Source organism: Ornithinimicrobium panacihumi, assembly GCF_052073805.1.
Lineage (GTDB): Bacteria > Actinomycetota > Actinomycetes > Actinomycetales > Dermatophilaceae > Ornithinicoccus > Ornithinicoccus panacihumi.
In genome coordinates, this window is sequence record NZ_JBQGWG010000004.1 from 72,762 (window position 1) to 97,945 (window position 25,184).

Genomic DNA, 25,184 nt, shown 5'->3' on the forward strand with positions numbered 1-25,184 from the left:
CAGTCTCTCAGACCGGCCCGGCCGCGTCTCCATCCAGACGCCGCTCCCACGCCTCCTTGTCGGCCCAGGTGTCGAGGTCACCGAGGTGGTCGGCGGGGCTGAGCACCAGCATCCAGCGCAGCGCGGCCGCGACGTCCCGCATCCGGGCGCCGTCCACCTGCGGCAGCGACCGCAGGGCCTCGCGCAGGGCCTCGCGGCGGTAGCACGCCAGCAGCCACTGCTCCTCGAACCCGCTCCCCCAGGGCCGCACGGCCTGGACCGCCCTGGGGACGACGCCGAGCTCCTGGCGCAGGGGCGCCAGGGCCCGCCCCGCTTCCGGCTGGTCCACGGCGGCCACGGCGACCCACTCGTGGGAGGAGGCCCGGTCGAGCAGGTCCAGACCGGCCACGACGCCGGCCACCGGCCCACCTCCGGGAGGGTCCTCCACGGTGCGCAGGACCCCGGCGGGCACGGGGGTCCGGCCGACGACGACCACGCGGCCACCCAGCTCGCCAGGGGCGCCCGGCCCGACCTGTGCCAGGAGCCGGTCGAGCAGGCTGGACCCGCCGACGACCAGGGCGGCCTTGTCCTGGCCGTCGAGCCGGGTGGCCCGGCCGCCGGCCAGCACCACCAGGTCGACCGCTGGGGCCTGGGCCCGGGTCGCGTCCCGTCCTGGGACGCCGCGCGACGTCGTGCGCGACGGCGCGGCGCCGGGGGGCGATGTCTTTTCGGCCACGGTGACCTCAGTAGCTCGGCATGGTGGGGTCGATGTCCTTGATCCAGGCCAGGATCCCCCCGATCATCACCCGCACGTCGGGATGACCGATCTTGACCAGGTGCGCCGCCGCCCGCTGCGCGCGGGGGCCGGCCTTGCAGTAGACGATCACGGGGCCCTGACCCAGCCGACCGTCCAGGTGACCGTCGAGGTCGTCCCAGGACAGCACCTCGCCGACCGGCACGGTCACCGCGCCAGGGACGGTGCCCATGGCATGCTCGCCCGGCTCGCGAACGTCGAGCAGCACCGGCGCACCCTGCGCGTAGGCCCCGTCCTGCGCATCCGCCCCGTCCTGCGCCTCCGCGACGTCCGACGCTTCCGCCGCGACCATGGCCGCGACCTCGTGCACCCCCACCTCGGCCAACGGGACGACGTCCCGCACAGGCTCACGCTCGACCGAGGCCACGATCGCCCCCACCGGGCGCAGCGGCACCTCACGGGTGCGCTGGCTGAGTGCGTCGACGAGCAGCACCCGCCCGACCAGCGGCTCGCCAAAGCCGCAGATCAGCTTGACCGCCTCGGCCGCCATGATCGACCCGACCTGTCCCACCAGGGCACCGAGCACCCCCGCCTCGGCGCAGGAGGGCACGTCCTCCGGTCGCGGCGGCAGCGGGAAGAGGTCGCGCAGGGACACGGCGTCCTCGACGTCGGGCACGAAGGTGGAGATCTGCGCGTCGAAGCGCAGCACGGCGGCCCAGACGACCGGGATCCGGAGTGCGCGCGCGGCGTCGGACACCGCATACCGCGTGGGGAAGTTGTCGGCGCCGTCGAGCACGAGGTCGTGGCCGGCGAGCAGCTCCTCGGCGTTCTCCGGCGTGATGCGCACGTGCCGGACGGTCACCTCGACGTCCGGGTTGACCCCGCGGGCGAAGTCGGCCGCCGAGTCCACCTTGCGACGGCCGATGCCCGCCGTGGTGTGCATGACCTGTCGCTGCAGGTTGGTGGAGTCGACCACGTCGTCGTCGATGATCGACAGGTGCCCGACCCCGGCGGCCGCCAGGTAGGCCACGATCGGGCTGCCCAGCCCGCCCGCGCCGACCACGGCGACCCGGGCCGCGAGCAGCCGGCGCTGCGCCTCGATGCCCATCCCCGGCACCAGCAGGTGCCGCGAGTAGCGCGACATCTGGGCGGCGCTCAGCTCCGGCCCTGGATCGACCAGGGGCGGCAGCGGGGCACGGACGGGACGCACAGGGCTGAGGTTACGCGGTCAGCGCGGCAGCGAGACGGTCAGGACGCAGAGGCTGTCGACCGCGGCCCGCACCTCGTGGCGCTCCTGCGGGATCAGGACGGCCCTCCCCGCGGTCAGCGGCCACTCCCGTCCACCGGCGGCCAGGACGACCTCGCCCGACAGGCACAGCAGCGAGGCCGGGCCGGGCGCGTCGTGGTCGGGCAGCCCACCGCCGGCGGGGAGCGCCAGCAGGATGAGGCTCTGGCCCGGCTGGCGCACGACGGCGCGCACCGCCCGCCCGGTGCCACCGGCCCGGGCCCGCTCCAGGAGCTCGGCCCCGAGCTCGGTCAGGTCGACGACCTCCGGCTCCGGTATGCGGTGCCGCACCTCTCCCTCCTGCCCCGCCTTCTCGACGGGGTCGGGGGCGGCGGGCGTCAGGCCGAGGTCGCCGAAGACGGGGTGCCCGGTGGGGTCGTCGGTGGGCCGCTCGCTGATGGGGCTGTCGCTGGTCACGTGCTCTCTCCGTGGGGGATGCCGGTGATGCGGGCGCGGCAGAAGTCCGGCCCGGCGAAAGGCTGAAGGCTCACCTGCGCGTCCGGCAGGCCGACGGCGTCGAGCGCCCCCCGCAGCAGCCCGCGGTGCATCCCGCAGACCACGTCGGGGTGGGTGTGGGCCAGCTCGATGAAGGGGCAGTCGCGCAGCAGGATGTCGGAGGACCCCACCGGCGTCCCGACGGCCTCCCCCGAACCGTCGCCCGAGCCGTCGTCGTCGGCAGCCGCACCCTCCTCGACCGACCCGGTCTCGGGCGTGTAGCCCCAGTCCCCCAGCAGCTCGACCACCTGGTCGACCGGGGAGGCGTCGTCCGCGGCGACCCGCCCCTCGCCGACCCGCCTCTCGACCCAGCGCACTCCAGCCTGCTCGGGCGTCAGCGGCGCCGCCTCCTGGACCGACAAGGCGGAGGCCAGGACACCTGCCAGCATCCCGAAGGGCGCGTCCGCACCCTGGTCGACGGTGGCCGCGGTCTCCTCCAGCGGCACCTCCCGCAGGGTGTAGCGCTTGCTCGGCCGCCCGACCCCGCCGCCCCGCGCGAAGTGGGACTCCAGGACGCCACCCGACACGAGCCGATCGACGTGGAAGCGGATCGTGGTGGGGTGCAGCTGGAGCCGGTCGCCCAGCTCGGCCGCCGTGAGCCCGAGGCCGCGACCCTGCGGGTCCAGAGCGGCCAGCTCGTCCACCAGCGCACGACGCACGGGCGAAGACAGCAGCGCGGCTGCGTCGGGCAGGCCGTGCCACGGGCGGGGGCTGCTCACCTGGACTCCTCTCGTCCCTCCCTCGATGATCTCACCCACCGAGGACGGTCTCGTCGGCCGCCGCGGACGGACTCCCGCCCGGCGCGGAAGACCCCGTCACGACTCTCCGTTTAATAGTTTATATTAGTCGAAGCACCACGCACCCGCCCGCTACGAAAGGCCCGCCATGACCGACTCCACCACCCGCACCGAGCTCCCCCTCACCGAGCGTCCGCAGGGCGGGTGCGCCTGCGGCGGCCACGACGACGCCGTGCCCGCGCTGGACGCCCGCGCCATCTCCCACGCCATCCGGCACGCCACGATCTTCGGCGCCCTATCGGGCCTGCGCGCCGGTGAGCAGATGGACCTCATCGCCCCGCACGACCCGCTGCCGCTGCTGGCCCAGGTCCGCGAGCGTGAGGGCGAGGCCGTCTCCTGGGACTACGTGGAGCGCGGCCCCGAGGCCTGGACCCTGCGCTTCACCCGCGTCGCCTGACCCGGCGTGTGCACCTACTGCGGCTGCGAGTCGATCGAGGCGATCGGCCGCTTCATGGCCGAGCACACCGAGATCATCAACGCCGCAGGCGCCCTGGGCCGGGCGTGCAGCGACAGTGACGCCGCCGCCGTGGTGGCCGCCGCGGACCGCGTCGGCGAGCTCCTGCACCCCCACACCCGGGCCGAGGAGGTCGGGCTGTTCAGCGTCATGCGCCGTCAGGAGCAGTTCACCGAGCACATCGACAGCCTCTGCGGCGAGCACACCAGCCTCGACGCCCAGCTCGCGGCGATCCGGGCCGGGGACCACGGGCGCTTCGAGGAGTTCATGCACGACCTGCGCCACCACATCGAGCGCGAGGACAACGGCCTCTTCCCCGCGGCCGCCATCGCGCTGGACGGACCGGACTGGGACGAGGTCGACGAGCAGACCCCTGCCGCGCGATGAGTGCGCGCCACCCCCTGCGCCTCGCGCCGCTCCTGCTCCTGCCCGGCGGCCTCGCCCTCCTGGCGGGCATGGACGCGGCTCTCACCCTCGCCGGCCTTCCCGCCCCCGCGGGCAGCACGCGGCTGGCCGTCCTCCACGGCCCCCTCATGGTGCTGGGATTCCTCGGCACCGTCATCTCCCTGGAGCGTGCGGTCGCGCTGCGCCGGCCGTGGGGGCTGCTCGCACCCGGCCTCATCGGGCTGGGTGCCCTCGCCCTGGTGGCGCTGCCCGACCCCCTCCTGGGCCGTCTGCTCCTCATCCAGGGCTTCCTCCTCTTCGTCGCCGTGTATGCGGTGCTGCTGCGCCGCAACCACGACCTCACCGTCGCGGTCCAGCTGCTCGGAGCATCGCTCGGCACCTGCGCGGCGGTCCTGCTCACCCGCCTGCCGGTCCCTGACGTGATCGCGCTGCTGATCTCCTTCGTGGTCCTCACCATCGGCGCCGAGCGCGTCGAGCTGGCCCGGCTGGCGATGCCGCGCGGCTCCGACGCGCTCCTCACCTGGTGGGCCGCGGGCGTGACCGCCGCCGCACTCGCAGAGGTCCTCTGGCCGGACGTCGGCTGGCGGCTGCTGGGCCTGGTCCTGCTCGGCCTGACCCTGTGGCTGCTCAGGCACGACGTGGCCCGTCGGCTGGTGCGCGCCAAGGGCCTCCCTCGCTTCTCCGCAGCGGCGCTGCTCCTGGGCTACGCCTGGCTGCTCGTCGCGGCGATCGGCATGATCGGGATGGGTCGGCCGACCGGAGGCACCTACGACATCGTCGTCCACGCGACCTTCCTGGGCTTCGCGATGTCGATGATCCTGGCCCACGCGCCGGTGATCCTGCCGGCCGTGCTGCGCGTCCGGCTGCCCTACTCGCCGTGGATGTATCTCGCCCTCCTCGTCCTTCACCTGACCCTGACCGTCCGCGTGCTGGCGGTCGCCCTCGGGCGGCTGGACGTGTGGTCGGGCGCCCTCTACGGCAACGTGGCTGCCATCCTGGTCTTCCTGCTGACCTCGATCACCGCCGCGGTCGTGGCCGCCACCCGACGCCGCCGGCACCCCATACCTGCGACTGCCCCCGCCCGGGGCAACACGCACCCCCGACGACATGAGCCCACCCCCACCCTGACGAAGAAGAGCGATGCCTGACCCGACCCCCGCCGCCACCCCGGTCCCCTCCCGTCCCGCCGGCGTGGCCCGCGGTCACTGGGCGCTGCGCGACCGGCCCGGGATGCTGTGGATGATCCTCGCGGTGATCGTGGCGATCGCCCATCCCTTCATCGCCGAGTCGCGCTGGCTCATGGTCCACCTGGTCCTGCTGGGCGCGATCACGCACTCGATCATGGTGTGGAGCACGCACTTCTCCCAGGCGCTGCTCAAGACAGGCCCGGGCCTGGACGACCGCCGGATCCAGTCGCGCCGCCTCATCCTGCTCTTCCTGGGCACATCCATCACGCTCGTCGGGGTGCCCACCGCGACCTGGTGGCTGACCGTCGTCGGCGCCACGATGGTCTCGGCCGCGGTGCTGTGGCACGGCGTGCAGCTGTGGCGCCGTCTGCGCGGCTCGCTGCCCGGTCGCCTCCGCGTGACGATCCGCTACTACCTGGCCGCCGCGGTCGCGCTGCCCGTCGGCGCGGCCCTCGGCGCCACCCTCGCCCTCGGGCTGGACGACTCGACCCACGGCCGGATCCTGCTCGCACACTCGATGATCAACGTCCTGGGCTGGGTCGGCCTCACGGTCTGCGGCACGCTGCTGACGCTGTGGCCCACGATGCTGCGGACCCAGATCGGACCGCGCGCCGAGGCCCGCGCCACCCAGGCGCTGCCCGGGCTGGTCGTCGCGCTGGTCGTCCTCGTCGCCGGAGCTCTGCTGGACCTGCGGTGGCTGACGCTCGCCGCTCTGGTCTTGTATGCGGTCGCGCTCCTGTGGTGGGCCAGCGCCGTCCTCGCCCCGGTCCGGAGCAAGCTGCCGCGCGAGTTCGCCCCCGCCTCGGTGGGGCTGGCCATCGTCTGGTGGCTGATCGGGATCGGCTTCGTGCTGGTCCGCCTGACGACCACCGACAGCTGGGGGGAGCTGACGGTCGGCTACGGCTGGATCACGACCGTGCTGGTCGTCGGCTTCGCGGCCCAGCTGCTCACGGGTGCACTCTCCTATCTCGTCCCGTCGGTGCTCGGCGGCGGCAAGACCGTGGTGCGTGCCGGGCAGGCGTGGTTCGACCGCTGGGCCACCGCCCGCCTGGTCACGATCAACGGTGGGCTGCTGCTGTGCCTGCTCCCGATCCCCAGCTGGGTGCGCGTGATCGTCTCGGTGCTCGTGCTCGTCGCGCTGGCCGCCTTCCTGCCGCTGATGCTGCGCGGCATCGCGGCGGCCGTCGTCGCCAAGCGTGAGGTCGAGGCGGCGCGGGCGCGCGGTGAACGACCCGCCGGGGCCACCCCCTCCCCCGGGCTGGCTCACGGCCAGCCCGACCACCTGCCCTCGATCTGGTCCGGCGGGCAACTGGTGGCCGCCCTGTCCGCCCTGGCCCTGGCCACCTCGATCGGCATCGGCCTGGACCCGGCCGCGGCTGGACTGTCCGGGCTGAGCGCGGCCGGCAGCGGAGGCGTCACCTCGACCGGCACGGGCGGCAACGGCTCGGCCGGGGGCAGCGCTGCCGACGAGCTGGCCCCGACGGGGCAGACCACGACCGTCCAGGTCGACGCGGTCGACATGCGCTTCGAGCCGTCGACGATCCAGATCCCGCGGGGGGACCGCCTCGTCATCGAGCTGACCAACGCCGACCCGACCAACATCCACGACCTGCAGATCCTGGGACAGCGCACCCCACGACTGGCGCACGGCGAGACCGCCACCCTCGACCTCGGCGTCGTGGGGGAGTCGACCCAGGGCTGGTGCACGATCGTGGGCCACCGTCAGATGGGCATGGTCCTGGACGTCGAGGTCGTCGGCGGGGACGGCCAGGTCGCGGGCGGCGAGGGCGGCCAGGGCACCACCACCGACGGGGCCGCCGCGGGCACCGACCCCTCCAGCGACCCCCACGCCAGCCACGGGAGCACCGCCGGCGGGGGCACCGAATACCCCGGCGGCCTGACCCCGATCCTCGATCCCGACGCCCGCGTCGAGGAGCCGATCGACCCCGTGCTGGTCCCGCTGACCACGCAGACGGTGCATGAGCTCACGCTCACCGCCCAGGAGGTCGAGCTCGAGGTCGCGCCGGGGATCACGCAGACCCGCTGGACCTTCAACGGGACGGTGCCCGGCCCGACGATCCGGGGCCGCGTGGGTGACGTCTTCGAGATCACGCTGGTCAACGACGGGACGATGGGGCACTCCATCGACTTCCACGCCGGCGCCCTCGCGCCCGACGAGCCGATGCGCACGATCGCGCCGGGCGAGTCCCTGGTCTACCGCTTCACGGCGGAGCGCTCAGGCATCTGGATGTACCACTGCTCCACGATGCCGATGACCTCCCACATCGCCGCCGGCATGCACGGGGCCGTGATCATCGAGCCGGAGGAGGGCTTCCCGGAGGTCGACCGGGAGTATGTCCTGGTCCAGTCGGAGGTCTATCTCCAGCAGGGCACCGGTCAGGACGGGGCGGCCCCGGCCGAGCTCGACGCCGACGCGGTGCTGGCCGAGCGGCCCAGCTTCGTCACCTTCAACGGGATCGCCAACCAGTACGACCACCACATGCTCGAGGCCGCGGTCGGCGAACGCGTGCGGATCTGGGTGCTGGACGCCGGACCCAACCGGCCCAGCAGCTTCCACATCGTCGGCGGGCAGTTCGACACCCTCTACCTGGAGGGCGCCTACCACCTCGGTCCGCGCTCGGAGGAGGGCGGGGCGCAGGCGCTCGGGCTGCAGGCCGCCCAAGGTGGCTTCGTCGAGCTCACCTTCCCCGAGGCCGGGCACTATCCGCTGGTCAGCCACATCATGGTCGACGCCGAGAGGGGCGCGCACGGCTTCGTGCACGTGACCGACTGAGCCGGGCGCTTTGGACGAACGGGTCGGACGGGTCGGGCTCCCCGGTGCCGCCGGACGGTCAGGCCGCCTCGAATCCGCCCTCGCGGTCGCGGCGCAGCGCACCCTCGCCGACGAGGCGGGCCAGCCACGGGTGGGCCGGGTCGGTGCCCCACCGCTCACGCCAGATCCGTGCGTGGTTGACCGCGATCCGGGCCTCCTCGGCCCTCGTGGGGGGATCGGTCGGCTGCAGGTATGCGGTCGCTCCCCCGAGCCAGGCCAGCGCACCTCCCGCGTCGAGGACGGTCTGGGCGAAGTCCGCGTCCTCGAGCCCGTGACCGGCGTAGTCGGGGTGGAAGCCGCCGCTGAGGGTGAAGTCCTGGGCGCTCATCGCGAAGGCGGCACCGTGGAAGAGCTCGGCGTGCTCGGCCAGGGCCACCTGGCCCGCGTCGAGCTGGGGGGTGCCGGGCGTGCGGACCCCGAGGGTGTGCAGCTGCCCCATGGGATAGCCGACCGCCATGCTGTCGGGGGCCGGCAGGTTGAGCACCGGCCCGCACCACACGATCGGCCCGTCCGTGCTCTCCCGCACCTGGGCGCCGTTGTGCCCCTGCACTGCCGCGGCGTAGCGCTCGAGGGTCCGACCTCCCGGGATCGCGCCGCCGTCGAGGAAGACCAGGACCTCGGCGCCACGCTCGATGGCCTCCTTGGCCGCCAGGTTGCGGGCGGCGGCGTAGGGCAGGGCGCGCCGGTCGGTGGGCACGGGGCGCACGACGGTCTCCCACCGGTCGGTGGCCAGGGGCAGACGCCCACGGGTCAGGTCGCGGTCACCCATGGAGACGACGCAGTGCAGAGCCGGCGGGACCGAGCCCACCGAAAGACCGTCCACCTGGCCCAGGATCTGGTCGTGATGGTGGCGCGTCATGGTCAGCACAGCGATGTTCCCGGGCACGTCAAGCACCATAGGAGCGGCCCTGACCTGCGACTACATCCTTTGGGGTGACCTCCTTGCGGCCGGGCCGTGGCTCGGCCGGGGCTCGGCCGTGGCGGCCGTGAGGCGATCCGGCATGCCGGGGCCGGGGCCCGGACGTAGATTGACGCCATGGCCACCTCAGAGCCGATCCGGATCGCGATCGCCAACGACTACGAGGTCGTCGTGCGCGGCGTCCACGCGATGCTGGCCCCCTTCCCCGACCGGGTCGCCGTCGTGGAGCTGGACGTGCAGGAGCAGGTCGAGACGCCGGTGGACATCACCCTCTACGACACCTTCTCCGAGACCCAGGCCGACGACCGCGACATCGACGACATGCTCGACAACGAGCGGGCCGGGACGGTGGTCGTCTACACCTGGAACATGCAGCCGCAGCTGGTCGAGGTGGCCCTGGCCAAGGGGTGCGGGGGCTATCTGGACAAGGCGATGCCGGCGGACGAGCTGCTGCGCGCGCTGGAGCTCATCGCCGGCGGCGACATCGTCATCTCCCCGACCACCGTGGAAGGACCCGCGCAGGCCAGCGACCCCGGCGGCGACTGGCCCGGCCGGGCGGAGGGGCTGTCGGCCCGGGAGGCCGAGGTGCTCGCCCTGATCACCCAGGGCCTGACCAACTCCGACATCGCCACCCGGACCTACCTGTCGATCAACTCGGTCAAGACCTACATCCGCACGGCCTACCGCAAGATCGGGGTGTCCCGCCGCTCGCAGGCGGTGCGCTGGGGCCTGGAGCACGGCATGACCCCCGACCGGATGCGCGTGCACAACCCGCAGCCCCGGGAGCCGGAGGAGCGCCCCGGCGCCTGAGCGATCAGGCAGGGGTGTAGATCACGCAGGAGTAGGGGCCGAGGTCCAGCACGCTGGAGCCGTCGGTCACGTCCAGGTCCGGGGTGGCGTGGTCCCCGAAGAGCTGGCTGTAGCTGCGGGCGTCGCTGTTGAAGCGGACCCTCCAGTGCGAGCCCGGCAGGTCCACGCGCCGCTGCACGGCGTGGGCGGTCAGGTTGAGCGCCACGAGCACGTGCTGGCCGTCGCCGCTGGAGCGGACGTAGGCGATGACGTTGGCGTCGTCGTCCAGGGTGACCAGCGTGGTGTGCGGGCCGCTCAGCCCGGCCGTGTCGCCGTCGAGGTTGCGACGCATCCGGATCAGGTCGCGGAACATCTGGGTGATGTCGCGGAAGGCCCAGGCCCGCTCCCAGTCCAGCGGCACGGTGTCGCGGAACCATTCGTCCTCGAGGAACTCCTGGCCCTGGAAGAGCATCGGCATGCCCGGGGCGGTCAGGACCAGGGCCGCACCGAGGGTGGCGCGCTTCTGGGCGTCCCAGCCGGTCGGGTTGTCGCCGCGCACCTCGGAGGTGATCCGCGCCTTGCCGTTGGAGACCTCGTCGTGGGACTCGGTGTAGATCACCCGGTCGAAGGCGTGGTGGTACTGGTGCATGACCGCCTTGGCGACCGCGGGGATCGACCGCTCCTCGTCCGCGGGCGTGATGAGGGCCTCGCGCACGGGGTGGACGAACTGGTTGTCCCACTGCGCGTGGATCGCCGCACCGCCGTCGCCGACCTGGGTGACCGCCGCGTCGTTGTGCAGGTCCTCGGCGATCACGACACGGCCGGGGAACTCGCTGCGCACCATCTCGGCGATCATCCGCATCATCGCCCAGCCCTCGGGGATGTCGCCGGAGAAGCCGTCCACGTGCCGCATGTAGGGCGTCATGTCGAGGCGGACGCCGTCCAGGTGGTAGTCACGCAGCCACATCCGGACGTTGTCGAGGATGAAGGAGCGGACCTCCTCGCGGCCGTAGTCGGGCCGGGTGTCGCCCCACGGGGTGCTGGAGCGGTGGTCCTGGTAGAAGTAGATCCCGCCCTTGCCGTTCTCGGACCAGCCGTCGAACTGCCAGGTCGCCAGGTCGCTGGGGCCGAAGTGGTTGTAGACCACGTCGACGATGACCGCGATCCCCCGCTTGTGCGCCTCCTTGACGAAGGTCTTGAGCCCATGCGGCCCGCCGTAGGTGCTCTCCACCGCGAAGATGTGCGCCGGGTTGTAGCCCCAGGAGTAGTCGCCGGCGAACTCCATCAGCGGCATCAGCTCGACGGCGTTGATGCCCAGCTGCTGGAGGTAGTCCAGCTTGCCGGTGAGGTCGTGCAGGTCGGCCGGGCCGCCGTCCTGCTTGTCCACGAAGCTGCCGATGTGGGTCTCGTAGATCACCAGCTCGTGCTGGGCGGGGGTGACGAACGCGTCGTCGCCCTCCCAGTCGAAGCGGGAGTGGTCGTAGACGCAGCCGTTGCCGACCGAGTTGGTCACCGCCTGGGCCCGGGGGTCGATGCGCATGAACCAGTCGTCGCCGTTGCGCAGGACGTACTTGTACTCCTGCCCGTGCTCGGCGCCCCGGACCTCGCCGTACCAGTGGCCGTTGCCCTCGTGCTGCAGCTGGTGCGCGCCGTCGTCCCACCCGTTGAAGTCGCCGACGACCTTGACCTCGGCGGCGTTCGGCGCCCAGACCCGGAAGGCGACGCCTCCGTCGAAGGGGATGGCACCCATGCCGGCAACGCTCACGTGAATCTCTCCTGGTGGTCGACACGATGAAAGGGGCGCGCCGCGCCCCTTGGCTACCCCATGGTAAACGGGTCGCCTCCCGATGCCTGGATGAGCGATCCTTGGGGTATGCCGTTCTCCGTCACCTCGCTCCCCGTGCCCGGCTCCCCCGACGCGGACCCCTCGGCCGACCTCCTCGACCTGGTGGAGGTCGAGCGGGCGCACCACCGCCGGCTCTACGGGCACGAGGACCTCGTGCACGACGCCCGCGCCGTCACGGTCGGGCTGCTGCGGCAGGAGCGGACGGCCCGCCACCGGCTGCTCGCCCGGGACGGGGCCGGGCGTGCCATCGGCTCGGTCCACCTGACGATGCCGCTGACCGACAACCAGCACCTGGCCTTCTTCTTCCCCAACTGGGACCCGACCAGCGGCAGCGACGAGGGGCAGGTCTACGACGCCCTGTGGGCGACCTCCGAGGAGATCCTGCGGGAGTCGGGCCGCACCAGCGTGCAGAGCTGGGCGATGCACCCCGCGCCCGACGACGCCGACGCAGCCGCAGGTCCAGACACGGTCACCTGGCTGTCCCCCGGCACGGGGACGGGGCGAGTGGCTGAGGACGACCGCGCCCGCTGGTTCACCTCGCGCGGGTTCGTGCTCGAGCAGGTCGAGCTCTACTCCGTCCTGGAGGTCGCGGAGGCGACGCTGCCGCCCGAGTCCGGGAGCACCGCATACCGGATCCGCTCCTGGGTCGGCGCCACCCCGCCCGAGCTGCTCGGGCCGATGGCGCGGCTCTACGGCCGGATGAGCGTGGACGCCCCGACCGGCGGGATCGACTACGGGGAGGAGCAGTGGGACGAGGCCGCGGTGGTCGAGGACGACGAGCGCGCCGCGGCGATGGGCACGGTGCGGCTGACCACGGTCGCCCTGGACGCCGAGGGCGCCCCGGTCGCCTACACGGTGATCGACCACCACCCCGACCAGCCGCGCAGCGCCGACCAGGACGACACCCTCGTGCACGGCGACCACCGCGGCCACGGCCTCGGTCTGGCCGTGAAGGCGGCCAACCTGGCGCTGCTGCGCGATCACCTGCCGCAGGTCGAGCGGGTGCACACCTGGAACGCCGCCGAGAACGCCCACATGCTCGCCATCAACGCGGCGCTGGGCTTCCGCGAGGCCGGCTCCCAGGGCGGCTGGCAGCTGCGCTTCTGATCGGTCTGACCAAAGATGAGACGACTCTCACCGTGATCTCACGGAGCCCTCACATCCAGTTGGTGAACTAGTCATCACAAAGGAAAGAGCACGTCAGCACCCACCGCGAGGAGCAGGACATGAAGAACTCGACCAAGTGGGCAGTGACCGGAGCGCTGGGTCTGGTCGCGCTGGGCGGCTTCGCTGCTCAGGCGGACCCGTTCACCCCGATATCGACCGACGGCGTCACCGTGACCAGCACGACCAACGCCCCGGCGAGCGCCACCTCGGCCCCGACCGCAGTCTCCGCGAAGTCGGCCGTCTCGGCCAAGAGCGCGAAGTCCGCCGCTACGGCCAAGAGCGCCACGTCTGCGAAGTCGGCCAAGAGCGCGAAGTCGGCCCCCTCGCCGAAGTCCGCGGCCAGCGCGGTCTCCGCCCAGTCCCCCGACTCGGCCGAGTCCGCCCCGTCCGCCGAGTCCGGCGACTGAGCGTCCGACCGCCGTCCAACCACCGACCCCCGGTGCCCCAGTGGCGCCGGGGGTCACCCTTTGATGGAGTGTCCTCATGACCGACGCCGTCCGGGTGATGACCGGGCCCCAGGCCGCCGACCTGCTGCAGACCGCGCTCACTGGACGGCCCGGGATGCAGATCCCGGGCTTCGCCGTCGCCGTACACGAGGTCCACGACCGCGTCGGTGCCGAGACCTCCGCGTCCTATCACGTCACCTACGGCGAGGGCGACCAGCGCGTCACCGAGTTCATCGTCGCCACCACGGCCGAGGTCGCAGGTCAGGCCAGCGTCCAGGTGGACGACCTCACGATCCAGGTATGGCGTCACCCGGCTGATCCACGCCTCCCCGGCCTGACCGGCGCCTGCACCCCGGAGGTCCTCGCCGGCTGGCTGCCGGGCGAGGGCGAGGACCAGACAGACGTACTGGTCTACCGCCCACTCCGTCGGGCCGTGCTGCGGACCCGGCGTGGGTCGCAGACCTACTTCACCAAGGTCGTCCGGCCGGACAAGGGCGAGCTGCTGACCCGCCGCCACGAGCTGCTCGACGGGCTGGGCCCGGCGGTGATCGCGGCGCCGGAGCCCGGCGTCCTCGTCACCGGCATGGTGCCCGGCGTCTCGCTGGCCGTGGCCCTGTCGGCCTGGCAGCGGGGCGAGTCGTCGGTCGAGCCCGAACCGGCCGATGCGCTGGCGCTCCTGGACCGGCTCCCGGCCGAGGTGGTCGACCTGCCCCGCCGCCCGTCGTGGACCGACCGCGTCGACTTCCACGGGCCCATGGCCGTCGCCGCCCTGCCCGACCACGAGGCCGAGATCCGCTCCCTTACCTCGCAAATCCAGGATCTCGCGAGGACGCTGCCCGTGGGCCCCGTCGTGCCGACGCACGGCGACTTCTACGAGGCCAACGTCTTCACCCAGGACGGTCGGCCCGACCGGATGATCGACGTCGACACCGTCGGCCCCGGTCTTCGTGAGGACGACCTGGCCTGCGCCATCGCCCACCTGGCGGTGCTGCCAGCCATGTCGCCCGGCCACTACCCGCGAGGGGCGGAGATCACCGACCGCTGGGCCACGGCCTTCGAGGGGACGGTGGAGCATCCCGGCGCCTTCCGGATCCGGGTGGCCGGCGTGCTGCTCAGCCTCGTGGGCGGCACGCCCCGCGAGACTGCCCTGACCCGCCTCGACCTGGCCCGTGCGTGGGCCTGGCGTGCTGCGGCATCGACCTGACGGACCACCCCGACGCCCTGCCCTCCGTCGACTCAGCACCGCAGACGTCACCCCGTCTCCCCCTTGCCCCCGCCTCCCCCCTGGCCCCGTCCCCTTGCCCCGCCCCCCGTGCCCCCGCCCCCCGTGCCCCCGCCCCCCGTGCCCCCGCCCCCCGTGCCCTACGGGTTTGCTTCCTGACAGCGAGCAAACCCGTAGGGGGACTCTGGCCCCGGTCGGCCACGATCTGAGACCTTCCCGACGGACGACTACGCTGCTGCGGTGACCGAGAGCCCACCCCGACGCGCACCCGCGCCCAGCTGGCTGGTCACCCTGGTCCTGGCCGGGCTGTCGATGATCGGCCCGTTCACCATCGACACCATCTTTCCCGGCTTCGCCTCGATGGGGGTGCAGTTCGGCGTCGACTCGACCGCGATGCAGCAGGTCACGACCGCCTACCTGATCCCCTTCGCGGTGATGAGCATCTTCCACGGGCCCATCTCCGACGCGGTCGGCCGGCGGCCGGTGCTCCTGGTGGGACTCGGCGGCTTCGTCCTGGCCAGCATCGCGTGCGCCCTCGCCCCGAGCCTGGGCTGGCTGCTGGCCGCCCGCGCCGGTCAGGGCTTCTTCGCGGGGGCGGCCACGATCGTCAGCCGGGCCATCGTCCGCGATCTCTACTCCGGCGCCGAGGCCCAGCGCATGATGAGCCAGATCATGGTGATCTTCTCGATCGCCCCGGCCATCGCGCCGGTCGTCGGCGGCTGGCTGCTGGCCCTGGGCCCGTGGCCGCTCATCTTCTGGTTCATCGCCGGCTACGGCGTGGTGGTCGCCGCGGCGACCCTGATGGCCCTGCCCGAGACCCTGCCCGCCGAGGACCGGCACCCCCTGCGGGTGGGCAGCGTCCTCGCCGGGCTGTGGCAGGTGGCCCGGTCCTGGCGCTTCCAGCGGCTGTCCCTGGCGATGGGACTCAGCTTCGCGTCCTACATGTTCTACGTGATGTCCGCCCCGATCGTCGTGGTCGACCTGCTGCACCTGGGCGAGCAGGACTTCTGGATCCTCTTCGTCCCCCTCATCGGCGGCATGGCCACCGGGTCGTTCCTCTCCGGGCGTCTGGCCGGGAAGGTGGACACCACCTGGCTGGTCGACCGGGCGATGGCCTTCCTGCTCCTAGCGGCCGCCGTCAACGTCACGCTGACCGCCGCGGTCACCCTCTGGGGTGCCCTCCCCCTGCTGCCCTGGTCGGTCGTGGGCCCCACCCTCCTTGGCCTGGCCCTGGGCGTCTTCTTCCCCGTGCTGCAGCTGGCCCTGCTCGACCAGTTCCCCCACCACCGTGGCGCCGCAGCCTCGATGTCGGCCTTCATCGTGCTCATGTTCAACGTCCTGCTCGCCGGCGTGGTCGCGCCCCTGGTCACCGCCTCGCTGCTCACCGCGGCCCTGGCCAGCGCCATCCTGTCCGTGCTCGGCGTCCTCTTCTGGGTCTGGCACCGCCGGGCCACCCGCCCCGCCGTCTGACGGGCCGCGAGCCACGCGGCGTCGTGCGTCACGGAGCCTCCTGCTCGGCCCGCAACTGATCGGGGGTTCCAAGCTGACCCAGGACTGCGAGGACGGCGGCGGTCGCGAGTGGCGCCAGGCCTGCTGCGATGAAGAGGCTGGAGGTGTTGAGGTGGCGGCTGAGGATTCCGGTAAGGGCGATGGACAAGGGCATGAAGGCTATGGAGATGAAGAAGTCGAGGCTGGCGACGCGGCCGAGCATCTCCAGGGGGACGTGCTCCTGCAGGACGGTGCCCCAGATGACCATCCCGACGCCGATCAGGGCGCCGTAGAAGAACAGTCCCGTGCCGATGGCCCAGGGGTTGGTGGTGACCGCAGGGATGGACAGGGGCAGGCAGCCGAGGGCCCAGGCGCCGACCATGGCTGACAGGAAGTGCGTCGGCGTTCGCCAGGACCCGGCGATCAGGGAGCCTGCCAGTCCACCGGCGCCGAGGGCCGCGAGGACGGCTCCGTAGAGTGCCGGGCCGTTGTGGTGCGAGGCACGCATGAGGGCGGGCAGGAGAACCTCCAGCGGCCCGGTGACGGCGAGACCCATGATGGCGGCGAACAGGACGCTGGAGCGGACCCAGCGGGTGCGTGCGACGTAGCCGAAGCCGTCGATCAGGTCCCTGACCGGCGAGATGGCCGAGCTACCTACTTCCGTCTCGGCCGGGCCGGGCGGGGGTAGCCGCAGCACGGCGACGAGCGCCATGCCCAGCGCGGCGGCGATGACATATCCGCCGGCGGCGGGCATGGTCGCGCCGATCACGGCTCCGACGACCGCAGGAGCCAGCGCCTGGCCGACCAGGGGACGGGTGGCGCCCTCCAGCCCGTTGACGGCCATCAGGTCCTCGGCCTTGACCAGCACTGGCACGAGGGCGGTGTAGGCGGGGAAGAAGAACGCGGTGGAGGCCCCGATGATGAAGGCCGACAGCCCGAGCATCCCGAAACTGATCGTGCCTGTGGTGGCGGTGGTTGAGGTCACGGTCGCCACGGTCAGGTTCAGGGCGAGCACGACCACCATGATCGATCTGTGCGGCAGCCGGTCGGCGACCACTCCAGCTGGCAGGGAGCCGACGAGGAGACCGATGCCGCTCCAGGCAACCACGCTGGCCAAGGTTGCTGGTGACGCTCCCAGGTCGAGAGCCTGCATGGCGAGGTAGAGGGCCCATGCTCCTTGGGCGAAGATCGCCAGCACCATGGCTGCGAAGAGGGAGCGGTAGGCAGGATGGTCAAGGGACGGAGCGGGTTCATGGCAGGTCCTTCGGGGAGAGACGAAGCTGGGGCCAGTGGCCCAGGTCGGTGAGCATCTGCCGGTCGTGCGTGGCCACGACCACGGCGCAGGAGGTGCGCAGGAGCTCGGTGGTGATGTCGTCGACGAGGCTGGAGGACAGGTGGTTGGTGGGCTCGTCCAGCAACAGCAGGTCCGGGTCCTCTGCCAGACACATGGCCAGATGCAGCCGCCGTTGCTGGCCCTGCGACATCCGCCCCACCGGGGTGCGGGCGGCGGAGGGTTCGAGCAGTCCGAGAGAGCCGAGCGAGGGAGCCTGGCCGCATCGGCCGATCCGTGCCAGGTGCGTCTCGTAGGCGACGTGTGCGGGACGATCGTGGTCCCAGTCGGGGATCTCCTGCGACAGCAGCGAGACCCGCGCCTTCGGTCCTACCCTCAGCTGTCCCGTGCTCGGGGCGAGTCGTTGGGCGAGAACCGCCAGCAACGTGGACTTCCCGGCGCCGTTCGGCCCCGTGATCATCAACCGGTCACCACCGCTCACGTCCAGGGAGACCGGCGTGGCCAGCCGTCCATCGACGGTGAGCCCGGAGGCGTTCAGGATTGCTAGACCGGCCCGGGTGGACGATGCGGGCCAGGACAGGCGCAGGGGGGGTGCAGGCACGCTGATCTCATGACGCTCCACGTCTTCGACCCGCCGGTTGAAGGTCTGGACCACGCCGGCAGCGCGCGTGGCCCGCTGATGCTTGCCTGTGCCCTTGTCCGGCCTCCAGCCGCCCTGCGACAGGCGGGAACGCGCCTCGGCCGCGGCGCGCTTCAGTTCTGCGTGCTGGGCACGTTGGGCGGCATGGTCCTGCTCCCACGCGAGCCGCTCCCGTAGCCGTCCTTCGACCCAGCCCTGGTAGCCGCCGGCGTAGATCCGGGGCAGCCCGTCCCGGGTCGGGTCGAGATCGATGAAGCTTGTGGCCACGTCGCGCAGGAGCGCCCGGTCGTGGCTGACCAGGGCCACCCCACCGGCATGTCCCTGCAGCTGCTGGGTCAGGAAGGACAGCCCCGCCGCATCCAGATGGTTGGTCGGCTCGTCCAGCAGGAGCAGATCAGGGGTCGATCCGAGCGCGACCGCCAGACGCACCCGGTAGCGCTGGCCCACCGACAACGTCGACAGGACCCGACCGCGGTCGCTGCAGGCGTTGAGACCGGCCAGGGCGATGTCGACCCGGCGCTCGGCGTCCCAGGCGTCCAGCGCAGTGGCTGCTTCCAGCGCGTCGGAATAGGCATCGGAGGCGTCCTGACCAGCCGCCAGTGCACCGCTCGCCGCGTCCAGGGCGGACAGCGCCGCCCTGGCCGGTGCGGTTGCCTCGGCGACCAGGTCACCGACCGTGCGACCACCCTCGATGACCATGTCCTGCTTGACCAGGGCCAGGGAGCCCAGACGGCTCACCACACCCGAGTCCGGCTTCAGGACGCCGGCCAGAACGTGCAGCAGGGTGGTCTTCCCCCGGCCGTTGTCTCCGACGATCGCCAGGCGTGACCCGACGGACACGGTGACGTCCACCTCGTTCAGGAGCGGTCGGTCCCCGAAGGTGATGTGGATCGATTCAGCGCGGATGTGCGCGGCGGCGCCGTGAGGCGCCCCGTCCCACACGCACGATGACAAAGGTTGTGAAGTTGGCATTGCGTGCTCTCAGCTCGTCATGGAGCCGGGCAGCACACACGAGCCGCCCGGCAGATGGCCAAGACGGCAGACGAGAGATCAGAAGGGGTCCCGCCGCCGTCAGCGGGCGGACCGCAGCTTCATCGAGGCAATGCCCACGTGCATGACACCCAGGCTACCGAACCGGGCGATCCCACTGCGAACGAATTAAATGCCCCCGGGCAGCCCCCCGGTCAGCCCACCCGGCGCGACCGCCGCAGCGACTCCGAGGTCCGGGCCATCAACCACCCCAGCGCCACCGCCGGCACGAGTGCCAGCAACGCCCCTGCCTCGAAACCGAGCACGTCGGTGCTGATCCCACGGCTCCGGTCCCAGGCCAGCAGCAAAGACGCGATCACCAGCGCCACGGCCGACGGCACGAGCAGCGCGGTCCACCACCGCGCCCACCCGCGCAGATGGGGCAGCACCAGCGCCGCCGCGAGCCCCGCCGGCACGCCGGCCACGAAACCCAGCAGCCCGCCCCACATGGCACCCACGAAGGTGCCCATCGCGAGCAGGCCGAGCGCGGCGGCCCCGGCACCGTCGACGACCACGGCGTCGATGACCACCCACAGCGCCAGCCCGACCCCGGTGACGATGCCCACGAGCGCGCCCCACCCGGTCCCGGCGGCCAGGTAGCGCCACTCGAACCACGGGTGCGACCTTCCCGCTCCGTCGTGCGGGACGGGGACGGCTCCCTCGGGGAGGTCAGCCGCCGGAGGGCTCGCGGAGCTCACCACGGTCGATCTCACCCTGCCGGTAGGCAGCCACCCCGGCGTGCAGCGCCGGCGACATCTCGACGCCGTCCTCGAAGGCCCGCAGGACCGCCCTGCGCATCCTCGGATCCCAGAACTTGCGGATGTGGGTGGCGATCTCCTCGCCCGCCGCGTCGCCGAAGTGGGTCAGGTGCCGCGCGATGTCCTCACCCATCCGCAGCTCGGCGGGCAGCTGCGAGCGCTCCTCTAGGTCGACCTCTTCCGGCGCCTGCGGGTCGGGCTGCTCGGCGGCGGTGAGGCTCATCGCGAGGCTCCCGCGGCCACGGCCGGGTCCATCGGCTCGTGTCCGTCGCTGACCTCGCCCGGCTCCGCGCCGACCTCACCCGCCTCGTGGGTATGCGGTCTCTCACCGGCGTTCGCCACGCCCACCTGGACGGCGGTCACCTTGTACTCCGGGCAGTTGGTCGCCCAGTCGGAGTTCTCCGTGGTGATGACGTTGGCGCCGGTCACCGGGTGGTGGAAGGTCGTGTAGACCACACCCGGTTGCATCCGCTGGGACACCAGCGCGGTCAGGGTCGTCTCCCCGACCCGGCTGGACAGCGCCACGCGGTCGCCGGAGCGGATGCCGCGCAGCTCGGCGTCGCTGGGGTGGATCTCCAGGACGTCCTCGGGGTGCCAGGTGGAGTTGGCGGTCCGGCGCGTCTGCGCGCCGACGTTGTACTGCGACAGGATCCGGCCGGTGGTCAGGATCAGCGGGAAGCGTCGCGTGGTGCGCTCGGTCGTGGGCACGAAGACCGTCGGGACGAGCTTGCCCAGCCCGCGCACGAAGCCGTCGACGTGCATCGTCGGCGTGCCCTGCGGGGCGGCCTCGTTGACCGGCCACTGCATCGAGCCCTCGGCGTCGAGCCGCGCGAAGGACACCCCGGCGAAGGTCGGGGTCGTCGCCGCGATCTCGTCCATGATCTGGGCCGGGCTGTCGTAGTGCATGGGGTAGCCCATCGCGGTCGCGATGTCGCACACCACCTGCCACTCGTCCTTGCCGACCAGCGACGGCATCACCGGACGCACCCGCCCGAGACGACGCTCGGCGTTGGTGAAGGTCCCGTCCTTCTCCAGGAAGCTGCTGCCCGGCAGGAAGACGTGGGCGTAGCGGGCGGTCTCGTTGAGGAAGAGGTCCTGCACGACGACCAGGTCCATCGAGGTCAGCGCGGCCCGCACGTGGTTGAGGTTGGGGTCGGACTGGGCGATGTCCTCGCCGTGCACGAAGAGCCCCTTGAAGTTCCCGCCGATGGCGGAGTCGAACATGTTGGGGATGCGCAGACCGGGCTCGGGATCGAGGGTGACGTCCCACAGGTTCTCGTAGATCGCCCGCACCTCGGGGATGGAGATGTGCCGGTAGCCGGGCAGCTCGTGGGGGAAGGAGCCCATGTCGCAGGAGCCCTGGACGTTGTTCTGCCCGCGCAGCGGGTTGACGCCCACGCCCTTGCGACCGATGTTGCCGGTGAGCATGGCCAGGTTGGCCAGGCCCATCACCATGGTCGAGCCCTGGCTGTGCTCGGTCACGCCCAGGCCGTAGTAGATCGAGGCGTTGGGCGCCTCGGCGTAGAGCCGCGCCGCGGCCCGCATCTCCTCCGGGTCGACCCCGGTCACCGAAGCCGTGGCCTCGGGGCTGTTCTCCTCGAGGCGGATGAAGTCCAGATAGCCCTCGACGTCCTCGCAGCGCTGCGCCAGGAAGTCCTTGTCGAGCAGGCCCTCGGTGACGATGGTGTGCGCCATCGCGTTGACGAAGGCGACGTTGGAGCCGGGCAGGAGCGGCAGGTGGTGGGAGGCCTCGACGTGCGGCGAGCGCACCAGGTCGATCGCCCGGGGGTCGGCCACGATGATCTTGGCGCCCTGCCGCAGCCGCTGCTTCATCCGCGAGCCGAAGACCGGGTGGGCGTCGGTCGGGTTGGCCCCGACCAGGAGCATCACGTCGGTGTGGTCGACGGACTCGAAGTCCTGGGTGCCGGCCGAGGTGCCGAAGGTCTGGTTGAGGCCGTAGCCGGTGGGGCTGTGGCAGACCCGCGCGCAGGTGTCGACGTTGTTGTTGCCGAAGGCCGCGCGCACCATCTTCTGGACGACGTAGACCTCCTCGTTGGTGCACCGGCTGGAGGAGATGCCGCCGATCGCGCCGACGCCGTAGCGGTCCTGGATGGCACGGAAGCCCTCGGCGACCTTGGCGATGGCCTCCTCCCAGGAGACCGTGCGCCACTCGTCGTCGATGGAGTCGCGCACCATCGGGGACAGCTGGCGGTCGTCGTGCTTGGCATAGCCGTAGGCGAACCGGCCCTTGACGCAGGAGTGGCCCTCGTTGGCGCCGCCGGCCTTGAGCGGGACCATCCGCACGACCTCGGCCGAGCGCTGCCCGTCGGTCTCGACGTCCTTGACCTCGGCGCGGAAGGTGCAGCCCACGCCGCAGTAGGCGCAGGTCGTCTCCACCGACCGGGTCGGCATCCCCAGCTCGACCAGCGACTTCTCCTTGAGCGCGTCGGTCGGGCAGGCCTGGACGCAGGCGCCGCAGCTGACGCACTCGGAGCCCAGGAAGTCGGTCGGGCCGGCCACGATCCGCGACTCGAAGCCGCGGCCCTCGACGGTCAGGGCGAAGGTGCCCTGGATGTCGGCGCACGCCCGCACGCACCGCGAGCACACGATGCAGGCCTGCGGGTCGTAGTCGAAGTAGGGATTGGAGGTGTCCAGCGCCGCGCCGCCGTCGACGTGGTGGGCCAGGCCCTCCCGCGTCAGCTGCAGCACGTTGATGGGGTCCCCGCCCGCGGTGGTCGGGGTGGTGCCGTGCATCCCGGGTGCGCTCTCGTCCTCCACGGATCCGGTATGCGGCTTCTCGGGCAGTCCGTATCTCACCTCGGCCACGCCCGTCCTGCGCGCGAGGTCCTGCATCTGGCAGTTGCCGCGGGCGCAGCCCTCGCAGTCGGTGGGGTGGTCGGACAGGTAGAGCTCCATCACGCCGCGGCGCACCTTCTGGACCTCCTCGGTCCGGGTGCTGACCACCGCACCGTCGCTGCACGGGGTGGTGCAGGAGGCGGGCACGCCCTTGGCGCCCTCCACCTGGACCAGGCACAGCCGGCAGGAGCCGAAGGCCTTCATCGAGTCGGTCGCGCACAGGGCGGGGATGTCGATGCCGATCTCGCGGGCCGCCCGCAGCACCGAGGTGCCCTCGGGGACGGTGACCTCCTGGCCGTCGATGGTCAGCGTGACCGTCGTCTCGGAGGTGGAGGCGGGGGTGCCGAGGTCGGGCTCGGGGGCGTAGCCGTCGGGTCCGGCGGCTCCTGCTGGTCTGGTGGCCTCGATGGTCATCGCGAGCTCCTCTCGAAGTCCTCGGGGAAGTGTTCGAGCGCGCTGCGGACCGGCATCGGGGTCAGCCCGCCCATCGCGCACAGGGACCCCTTGACCATGGTGTCGCACAGGTCCTGCAGGGTGGCCAGGTGCACGGTGCGCTCCCCCGGCTCGGTGGTGGCGCAGAGCCGGTCGATGGTCTCGACGCCGCGGGTGGAGCCGATCCGGCAGGGCGTGCACTTGCCGCACGACTCGATCGAGCAGAACTCCATGGCGAAGCGGGCCATCCGGGCCGCGTCGAAGGTGTCGTCGAAGACGACGACGCCGCCGTGGCCGAGCATGCCGCCGGCCTCGGCGAGCTCCTCGTAGCCCATCTTCACGTCCAGGCGGTCCACGGGGAGGTACTGGCCGAGCGGGCCACCGCACTGGACGGCCCGGACGGGGGCGCCGGTCAGGGTGCCGCCGCCCCACTCCTCCACCAGCTCGCGGAGGGTGACGCCGAAGGGCAGCTCGACGAGCCCGCCCCGGCGGATGTTGCCGGCGAGCTGGAAGAGCTGGGTGCCGCGGGAGCGTCCGGTGCCCAGCGCCGCATACGCCTCGCCGCCGTCGGCCAGGATCATCGGCACGGCACCGAAGGTGACCATGTTGTTGACGATCGTCGGGGAGCCCCACAGGCCCTCCAGCGCCGGGATCGGGGGCTTGGCGCGGACCTCGCCGCGGCGGCCCTCGATCGACTCCAGCATCGAGGTCTCCTCGCCGCAGATGTAGGCACCGGCGCCGGTGCGCACCCACAGCCGGAAGGCGCGGCCGCTGCCGGCGACGTCGTCCCCGAGGTAGCCGTGCTCGCCCGCCACGGCGATCGCGTCCCGCAGGACCGCGATGACGTCGGGATACTCGCTGCGGCAGTAGATGTAGCCCTCGGTGGCCCCGACGGCCAGGCCAGCGATCGCCATGCCCTCGACCAGCGTGAACGGGTCGGCCTCGGCCAGGATCCGGTCGGCGAAGGTGCCGGAGTCGCCCTCGTCGAGGTTGCAGGCGACATACTTCTGCGGCGCCTGCGCCTGCAGGACGGTGCGCCACTTGATGCCGGTCGGGAAGCCCGCGCCGCCACGGCCGCGCAGGCCGGAGTCGATAACCTCCTGCACGACCTCGGCACCAGTGAGCTCCAGCGCCCGCCGCAGCCCGGCCCAGCCGCCCCCGGCCTCGTAGGCGGCGATGTCGGTGGGCTCGGCCCGGCCGATCCGGGCGCAGGTGATGCGCTGCTGACCGGTCAGCCACGGGTCCTCGTCGATGACGCCGATGCGGTCGCCCACCTCCGCCCCGTCGAGCAGCCCACCCTCGACCAGATCCTCGACCTGGTCCGCCGCGACGTTGGCGTAGCCGACTCGGCCGCGGTCGGTCTCGACCTCCACGAGCGGCTCGCGCCACAACATCCCGCGGCTCCCGTTGCGCCGGACGGTGACGCCGTCCACGGCGCCCAGCGCGGCCGCGACCTCGTCGGCCCCCATCGCGCGGGCCGAGCTGTCCTTGGGGACCCAGACGATCCTCATACCCACTCCTCCGTCGCCGCGAGCACCGACTCGGCGCTCTGCCGCCCGCGCAGCACCCCGTCGACCGCAACGCTCGGGCCGAGGGCGCAGTTGCCGAAGCAGAAGACCTCGCGCACCTCCACGTCGTCGCGCCCCGCGAGCGCGTCGGAGACCGAGCTGTGGAGCGCCTCGGCGCCGACCGACTGGCAGGCCTCGGCACGGCATACCTGGATCGTGTGCGCGGGCGGGGGCGTGCGGCGGAAGTCGTGGTAGAAGCTGACCACGCCGTGCACGTCGGCCACGGACAGGTTGAGCTCGTCGGCCAGCTCCCGGACGTCGTCCTCGGAGACCCAGCCGTGCTGCTCCTGCACGTCGTGCAGGATCTCGATCAGGGGCGAGCGCTCGTGCTCCCTCGCACGGGCGAGGGCACGCACCGAGCCTGCTCGGGCCTGCTGGGCAGTCTCGCTTCCTGGTCCCGTCTCGATCTGGCTCACTCGCGCAACCTCCTCGTGGACGCGTTCCGGCCAGCATAGGCGGTGGGACCCGCACCTGCGAGGGACGAAGGCAGTCTGTCCCGAGGCCCGCGGGCGGGCCACGACCTCACGTCGTAGGATGGTGGCTA

22 protein-coding genes are annotated in these 25,184 nt (G+C 72.2%); 9 read left to right on the plus strand and 13 right to left on the minus strand.

Annotation, left to right across the window (positions count from 1 at the left end; all coding sequences use genetic code 11):
- Positions 1 to 7 precede the first annotated feature (7 nt).
- The 4 genes from mobA to ACTMMA_RS05830 are packed head-to-tail and all read right to left on the minus strand — an operon-like array spanning position 8 to position 3,232.
- Positions 8 to 715: a molybdenum cofactor guanylyltransferase gene (mobA, locus tag ACTMMA_RS05815; RefSeq protein WP_441189164.1), complete on the minus strand. Its 708-nt coding sequence runs from the start codon at positions 713 to 715 to the stop codon at positions 8 to 10.
- Between the two features lie 7 nt (positions 716 to 722).
- A complete protein-coding gene (locus ACTMMA_RS05820) occupies positions 723 to 1,943 on the minus strand; it encodes a ThiF family adenylyltransferase (protein WP_441189165.1) in 1,221 nt (406 codons plus the stop codon).
- Positions 1,944 to 1,961: 18 nt separating this feature from the next.
- Positions 1,962 to 2,435, minus strand: a complete 474-nt coding sequence (locus ACTMMA_RS05825) for a cupin domain-containing protein (protein WP_441189166.1) — start codon at positions 2,433 to 2,435, stop codon at positions 1,962 to 1,964.
- Positions 2,432 to 3,232 (minus strand): helix-turn-helix transcriptional regulator, encoded by an 801-nt coding sequence (locus ACTMMA_RS05830; protein ID WP_441189167.1) that lies wholly within the window; start codon positions 3,230 to 3,232, stop codon positions 2,432 to 2,434. Before ACTMMA_RS05830 ends, ACTMMA_RS05825 begins: the two co-directional genes overlap by 4 nt.
- Positions 3,233 to 3,398: 166 nt before the next feature.
- Here ACTMMA_RS05830 and ACTMMA_RS05835 point away from each other — a divergent pair, with 166 nt between their 5' ends.
- Genes ACTMMA_RS05835 through ACTMMA_RS05850 form a run of 4 tightly spaced genes read left to right on the plus strand, consistent with a single transcriptional unit; the run spans position 3,399 to position 8,150 of the window.
- Positions 3,399 to 3,707: a DUF2249 domain-containing protein gene (locus ACTMMA_RS05835; RefSeq protein ID WP_441189168.1), complete on the plus strand. Its 309-nt coding sequence runs from the start codon at positions 3,399 to 3,401 to the stop codon at positions 3,705 to 3,707.
- A gap of 6 nt (positions 3,708 to 3,713) precedes the next feature.
- Positions 3,714 to 4,151 (plus strand): hemerythrin domain-containing protein, encoded by a 438-nt coding sequence (locus ACTMMA_RS05840; RefSeq protein WP_441189169.1) that lies wholly within the window; start codon positions 3,714 to 3,716, stop codon positions 4,149 to 4,151.
- Positions 4,148 to 5,317, plus strand: a complete 1,170-nt coding sequence (locus ACTMMA_RS05845; protein WP_441189170.1) for a DUF8744 domain-containing protein — start codon at positions 4,148 to 4,150, stop codon at positions 5,315 to 5,317. The genes ACTMMA_RS05840 and ACTMMA_RS05845 overlap by 4 nt, the downstream gene beginning before the upstream one ends.
- Positions 5,310 to 8,150: a multicopper oxidase domain-containing protein gene (locus tag ACTMMA_RS05850; protein WP_441189171.1), complete on the plus strand. Its 2,841-nt coding sequence runs from the start codon at positions 5,310 to 5,312 to the stop codon at positions 8,148 to 8,150. Before ACTMMA_RS05845 ends, ACTMMA_RS05850 begins: the two co-directional genes overlap by 8 nt.
- A 58-nt stretch (positions 8,151 to 8,208) precedes the next feature.
- Here the strand turns inward: ACTMMA_RS05850 and ACTMMA_RS05855 are convergent, their stop codons facing one another.
- Complete coding sequence (locus ACTMMA_RS05855) at positions 8,209 to 9,075, minus strand: glycosyltransferase family 2 protein (protein WP_441189172.1); 867 nt, start codon at positions 9,073 to 9,075, stop codon at positions 8,209 to 8,211.
- Positions 9,076 to 9,225: 150 nt separating this feature from the next.
- On the opposite strand from ACTMMA_RS05855, the gene ACTMMA_RS05860 reads away from it, so the two are divergent.
- Positions 9,226 to 9,918, plus strand: a complete 693-nt coding sequence (locus tag ACTMMA_RS05860; protein WP_441189173.1) for a response regulator transcription factor — start codon at positions 9,226 to 9,228, stop codon at positions 9,916 to 9,918.
- Between the two features lie 4 nt (positions 9,919 to 9,922).
- Here ACTMMA_RS05860 and ACTMMA_RS05865 read toward each other — a convergent pair whose 3' ends face one another.
- Positions 9,923 to 11,662, minus strand: coding sequence for an alpha-amylase family glycosyl hydrolase (locus tag ACTMMA_RS05865; RefSeq protein WP_441189174.1), 1,740 nt, complete (start codon positions 11,660 to 11,662; stop codon positions 9,923 to 9,925).
- 90 nt (positions 11,663 to 11,752) lie between these two features.
- Between ACTMMA_RS05865 and ACTMMA_RS05870 the strand changes: the two genes are divergently transcribed.
- From ACTMMA_RS05870 to ACTMMA_RS05885, 4 genes are all read left to right on the plus strand, one after another.
- Entirely contained in the window at positions 11,753 to 12,850 is a 1,098-nt protein-coding gene (locus ACTMMA_RS05870) for a GNAT family N-acetyltransferase (RefSeq protein ID WP_441189175.1), read from the plus strand.
- 119 nt (positions 12,851 to 12,969) lie between these two features.
- Positions 12,970 to 13,317, plus strand: a complete 348-nt coding sequence (locus ACTMMA_RS05875; protein WP_441189176.1) for a hypothetical protein — start codon at positions 12,970 to 12,972, stop codon at positions 13,315 to 13,317.
- A gap of 76 nt (positions 13,318 to 13,393) precedes the next feature.
- Positions 13,394 to 14,560 carry a phosphotransferase gene (locus tag ACTMMA_RS05880; protein WP_441189177.1) on the plus strand — a complete coding sequence of 389 codons (1,167 nt, stop codon included), beginning with the start codon at positions 13,394 to 13,396 and terminating at the stop codon, positions 14,558 to 14,560.
- Positions 14,561 to 14,818: 258 nt separating this feature from the next.
- On the plus strand, positions 14,819 to 16,048 hold the full coding sequence (locus tag ACTMMA_RS05885; RefSeq protein ID WP_441189178.1) for a multidrug effflux MFS transporter: 1,230 nt from the start codon (positions 14,819 to 14,821) through the stop codon (positions 16,046 to 16,048).
- 28 nt (positions 16,049 to 16,076) lie between these two features.
- On the opposite strand, the gene ACTMMA_RS05890 is transcribed toward ACTMMA_RS05885, so the two are convergent.
- From ACTMMA_RS05890 to ACTMMA_RS05920, 7 genes are all read right to left on the minus strand, one after another.
- The gene (locus tag ACTMMA_RS05890) at positions 16,077 to 17,267 is read right to left on the minus strand and encodes an MFS transporter (RefSeq protein WP_441189179.1); all 1,191 of its coding nucleotides are present in this window, start codon (positions 17,265 to 17,267) and stop codon (positions 16,077 to 16,079) included.
- Positions 17,268 to 17,316: 49 nt separating this feature from the next.
- A complete protein-coding gene (locus ACTMMA_RS05895) occupies positions 17,317 to 18,969 on the minus strand; it encodes an ABC-F family ATP-binding cassette domain-containing protein (RefSeq protein ID WP_441189180.1) in 1,653 nt (550 codons plus the stop codon).
- Between the two features lie 212 nt (positions 18,970 to 19,181).
- Entirely contained in the window at positions 19,182 to 19,724 is a 543-nt protein-coding gene (locus tag ACTMMA_RS05900) for a hypothetical protein (RefSeq protein WP_441189181.1), read from the minus strand.
- The gene (locus ACTMMA_RS05905) at positions 19,696 to 20,007 is read right to left on the minus strand and encodes a formate dehydrogenase subunit delta (protein ID WP_441189182.1); all 312 of its coding nucleotides are present in this window, start codon (positions 20,005 to 20,007) and stop codon (positions 19,696 to 19,698) included. The genes ACTMMA_RS05900 and ACTMMA_RS05905 overlap by 29 nt, the downstream gene beginning before the upstream one ends.
- Positions 20,004 to 23,054 carry a formate dehydrogenase subunit alpha gene (gene fdhF, locus ACTMMA_RS05910; RefSeq protein ID WP_441189183.1) on the minus strand — a complete coding sequence of 1,017 codons (3,051 nt, stop codon included), beginning with the start codon at positions 23,052 to 23,054 and terminating at the stop codon, positions 20,004 to 20,006. Before fdhF ends, ACTMMA_RS05905 begins: the two co-directional genes overlap by 4 nt.
- Positions 23,051 to 24,583, minus strand: coding sequence for an NADH-ubiquinone oxidoreductase-F iron-sulfur binding region domain-containing protein (locus tag ACTMMA_RS05915; RefSeq protein WP_441189184.1), 1,533 nt, complete (start codon positions 24,581 to 24,583; stop codon positions 23,051 to 23,053). Before ACTMMA_RS05915 ends, fdhF begins: the two co-directional genes overlap by 4 nt.
- Positions 24,580 to 25,056 (minus strand): NADH-quinone oxidoreductase subunit NuoE family protein, encoded by a 477-nt coding sequence (locus ACTMMA_RS05920; protein ID WP_441189185.1) that lies wholly within the window; start codon positions 25,054 to 25,056, stop codon positions 24,580 to 24,582. Before ACTMMA_RS05920 ends, ACTMMA_RS05915 begins: the two co-directional genes overlap by 4 nt.
- Between the last annotated feature and the right edge of the window lie 128 nt (positions 25,057 to 25,184).